This is a genomic window from Streptomyces sp. MBT53, from assembly GCF_016654115.1.
Lineage (GTDB): Bacteria > Actinomycetota > Actinomycetes > Streptomycetales > Streptomycetaceae > Streptomyces.
In genome coordinates this window covers 1-3,880 of the sequence record NZ_JAEQAZ010000377.1, presented here as the reverse complement: position 1 = coordinate 3,880, position 3,880 = coordinate 1, and the positions used below count along the sequence as shown (strand labels likewise).

General features: G+C 68.9%; 4 protein-coding genes and 1 other RNA gene. 4 read left to right on the top strand and 1 reads right to left on the bottom strand.

Annotated features, from left to right (window positions below):
* Positions 1-42: 42 nt before the first annotated feature.
* An RNA gene (gene rnpB / locus JHN45_RS51140) (RNase P RNA component class A) lies at positions 43-455 on the top strand.
* Between the two features lie 257 nt (positions 456-712).
* Here rnpB and JHN45_RS51135 read toward each other — a convergent pair.
* A complete protein-coding gene (locus JHN45_RS51135; RefSeq protein ID WP_201056327.1) occupies positions 713-1,333 on the bottom strand; it encodes a TetR/AcrR family transcriptional regulator in 621 nt (206 codons plus the stop codon).
* A 204-nt stretch (positions 1,334-1,537) separates the two neighbouring features.
* On the opposite strand from JHN45_RS51135, the gene JHN45_RS51130 reads away from it, so the two are divergent.
* From JHN45_RS51130 to JHN45_RS51120, 3 genes are all read left to right on the top strand, one after another.
* On the top strand, positions 1,538-2,191 hold the full coding sequence (locus JHN45_RS51130; protein WP_200717555.1) for a nuclear transport factor 2 family protein: 654 nt from the start codon (positions 1,538-1,540) through the stop codon (positions 2,189-2,191).
* A 106-nt stretch (positions 2,192-2,297) separates the two neighbouring features.
* Entirely contained in the window at positions 2,298-3,041 is a 744-nt protein-coding gene (locus tag JHN45_RS51125) for an SDR family oxidoreductase (RefSeq protein ID WP_201056326.1), read from the top strand.
* A gap of 64 nt (positions 3,042-3,105) precedes the next feature.
* Complete coding sequence (locus JHN45_RS51120; protein WP_201056325.1) at positions 3,106-3,804, top strand: LLM class flavin-dependent oxidoreductase; 699 nt, start codon at positions 3,106-3,108, stop codon at positions 3,802-3,804.
* The last annotated feature ends 76 nt before the right edge of the window (positions 3,805-3,880 follow it).

Below are 3,880 nucleotides of genomic sequence, written 5' to 3'. Positions count from 1 at the left end.
TTCACGCGGCCGTCCGCCCGGTAGCATGGTCGACACGGCAGACGAGCCGGGCGGACGGCCGCGTGAAGTGCCCCTGGCGGGAACTTCCCGAGGAACGTCCGGGCTCCACAGGGCAGGGTGATGGCTAACGGCCACCCGGGGTGACCCGCGGGACAGTGCCACAGAAAACAGACCGCCCGGCGCTTCGGCGCCGGGTAAGGGTGAAACGGTGGTGTAAGAGACCACCAGTGCCCAGGGTGACCTGGGCAGCTAGGTAAACCCCACCCGGAGCAAGGTCAAAAGGAGCGCCGCCGTGAAAAGCGCGCTCTGCGCGGACGTTCGAGGGCTGCCCGCCCGAGTCCGCGGGTAGACCGCACGAGGCCGGTGGCAACACCGGTCCTAGATGGATGGCCGTCGCCGGGAGGACCGTGAGGCCCTCCCGGAAACAGAACCCGGCGTACGGCCCGGCTCGTCTGCCATCAGGGCTCTGACCTGGTCTTATGGGCCGGTCGGGGCCCTTCGTCGGGGTCGGCGTCGAGTGCGTCGAGCACAGCGTCGCCGTTCGCTTCCAGTCGATGGACTGTCCAGGTAGGCATCCTGCGGGAGAAACGGCACCGGGCCACTCGGCTGACCGAGCCGAGCGAGCCGACCGAACCAGCCGACTTTCCGATCCAGCCGAACCGGCCAAACTGCCGGCCCGCGGACAAGCGCCGTAGAGCAGGCGCATCCACCGCTACCCCGCACTCCCCCGAAACGCCCCCGCCACCACCGGCACCAACTGCCGCTCCAACCGCTCGGCGGGCAAGGCCGCCAGCTCGGTGCCGATAGGGGCCAGTGCCAGCCAGTTCAGCAGACCGGCCGCGCACCGTGTACGGAAGATCAGCTCCTCCTCGTCGACCCCGGGGATGTTCGGCCCCAGTACCCGCAGCACGTCCCGGCGGCTCTTCTCGAACTTGCCGGTCAGGCGCTCCCAGCCCTGGGGCGGCTCGATGCCGATGCGGGCGACCGTTCGCATCACGGCCAGGTCTTGCCCGCCGACGGCGAACGCGCGCATCATCGGCCCGGCGAACGCCGCGGCCACTTCCTCGAGTGTCGCGTCGGGGCCGAGTGAGTCGATCGCCGCCATCTGGGCGTCCAGATACTGTTCCAGCGCGTGCTCGATCGCCGCGTCGCACAGTGCCTTGAGCGACCCGAAGTGGTAGCTCACCGCCGCGACGTTGGCCCCGGCGCGATCCGTGATCTCGCGGAGTGTCACGCCTTCCTGGCCTCGTTGTGCGAGCAACTCCAGGGCGGCCGACTGCAGCCCGTCCCGTGTGCGTTGACCGGCCTCCCGGCGCAGGTCCGTCTTTTTCACCCTTATCACGCCATGTAGTCAATCACTTGTTTGACTGCATCGTCAAGTGACCGGCGGCTGGTCAGCCACACAATTCAAACAGTGGCTTGACAGCTTGCTGCGGCCCTCCATAAAGTCAAGCCATCGCTTGATTAACTAAGAGCGAGCGGGGGACCGCTGCTGTGCGGCTCCCGGATCCTGAGAACAAACGTGAAGGAATGCGTCATGAAGCTGCTCAGCCGGAAGTCGATCACCGCCGCGACCGCGGTAGCTGTTCTGGGTGGTCTTTCCATCGCCGCCGTACCGTCACAGGCCGCGAGCCCCGCACACCACAAGGCGCCGGCCCACAACGCCACGGCCGCCCCGACCCTGACCGCGCGTCAGCTGGCCGCGCTGCCGCTCACCGACCGCCACCTGACCAAGCACGAGAAGACCAACCTCGCGATCGTCCTGCGCGACTACTACGTCGCCGAGGGCAGCCACATCGACGTCCCGACCTTCGTCAACAGCTTCGCCAAGGACGGCGTCTTCAACGACATGGTCCCCGGCGTCGCCTACCGGGGTAAGGCGCTCGGCAACGTGCTGCCGTACATGAAGGGCCTCTTCTCCAACGTCCACCGTGACCTCAAGCGCATCACCGTGAACGGCGACACCATCAGCATCGAGCTGTCGATCCAGGGCACGTTCGACGGCCGGCTCCAGGCGCCGACGGGCGGCGTCGTCAAGGGCAAGGGGCAGAAGGTCGACGCCCCGACCGCCGACTTCTGGTACCTGAAGAACGGCAAGGTCGAGAAGTTCGACTGCTTCGTCGGCTACTCGAAGATGTACTCCGACATGGGCGTGAACTTCGACTGGGCCTCGGCAATCAACCAGCACTGAGCCACTCGCCGGCGGGTGATGCCGGGCCCTCGTGGCCCCGTATCACCCGCCGCGGCCCGTCCCGTTGTCCTTTTTCGGTAAGCGTCTTTCTTCAGGTGGGAACCCCTTGAACGCCTCAGGCAACACCGTCCTCGTCGCCGGAGCGACCTCCGGCATCGGACTCGGACTGGCGCTGCGGCTGCACGCGGCAGGCAACCGGGTCATCGTCTCCGGGCGCCGCGAGGACAGACTGAAACAGATCGTCTCGGAGCACCCCGGCATCGAGTCCGTCGTGCTCGACGTCACCGACCCGGCCGCCGTCCGGGACGTCACCACGCAGCTCCTGCGACGCTTTCCCGACCTCGACATCCTGGTGACGATGGCCGGCATGATGCTGCCGGAGGATCTCCACCACCCCGATTTCCTCGCCGTGGCGGAGGCGACGGTGGCGACCAACCTCCTCGGCACCATCCGCCTCGTGGCCGCCCTGACCGAACACCTCGCCACTCGCCCGCGGGCGACGATCATGACCGTCTCCTCCGGACTGGCCTTCGTCCCGCTGCCGATCGCGCCGACGTACAACGCCACCAAGGCCGCCGTCCACTCCTTCACCGAGAGCCTGCGCGTCCAGCTGGCGGACACGAGCGTCGAGGTTCTGGAACTGGTGCCTCCGGCCGTGCGCACCGCCCTGATGGGCCAGGAGGACTCGGAAACCGCGATTCCTCTCGACGCCTTCCTCGACGAGGTCATGACCATCCTCGGCGCCGGCGAACAGGCCGACGAGATCCTCGTCAAGGCCGTCGAGCCGATCCGGTTCGCCGAGGCCCGCGGCGAGTACGCCGCCATGCTGCGCCTGCTGTCCGGCCGCTGACGAACAGCCACTTCGCCACCACACCGACTTGATCGCGCAACCGACCGCAGAGGAACGCATCGGCATGACGACCTGGCTGGGAATCGGTCTCCCGCAGAATCGGCAGTACGACCTCGGCAAGGACGTGCCCGACGTGGCCCGCGCCGCCGAGGCCATCGGATACGACAGCCTCTGGGTGTACGAACGCGCCCTGTTCCCGGAACCCCGGACCCAGCCGCTCTACGGCGTCCCCGGCCTGCCGTGGCCCGACGCCTACCGGGGCGTGGCCGAGCCACTGGTCACGCTGACCCTCGCGGCGGCGGCCACCGAGCGGGCCGAACTGGGGACCGCCGTACTGGTCGCCCCGCTGCATATCCCCTTCCAACTCGCCAAGTCCCTGGCCACGTTGGACGCGGCGAGCGGCGGCCGGGTGGTCGCGGGCCTCGGCAGCCTCGGCCGCGGCTGGCTGCCGTACGCCGACGGCCCCGATCAAGTGGCCGCGAGCCGGAGCCGGTTGCAGGACCTCGCCGCCGAGCGGGGCCGAACCCGCCCGCTGCGCACGGTGGTTCGCGTCAACCCCGACTACACCGCCAAGCGCTACGAGGGCCCGGACCGCCGCCCCTTCCAGGGCGACGTCGAGCAGATCGTCACCGACCTGATGGCGTACGACGGCATCGGCCTCGACGAGTTCCTGGTCGACCTCTCGTGGGCCGCCCGGGACGCGGAGGAACTGAAGGACGTGAACGCCGAGGTGTATGCGGCGGCACGCGCGGCCGGGTTCTGAACGGCCGGCCCGGCCCCTGAGCGGGCGAAAGGATCCGGGGTCCGGAGCGCCCCCCGCGCGCCCCGGACCGTGGACC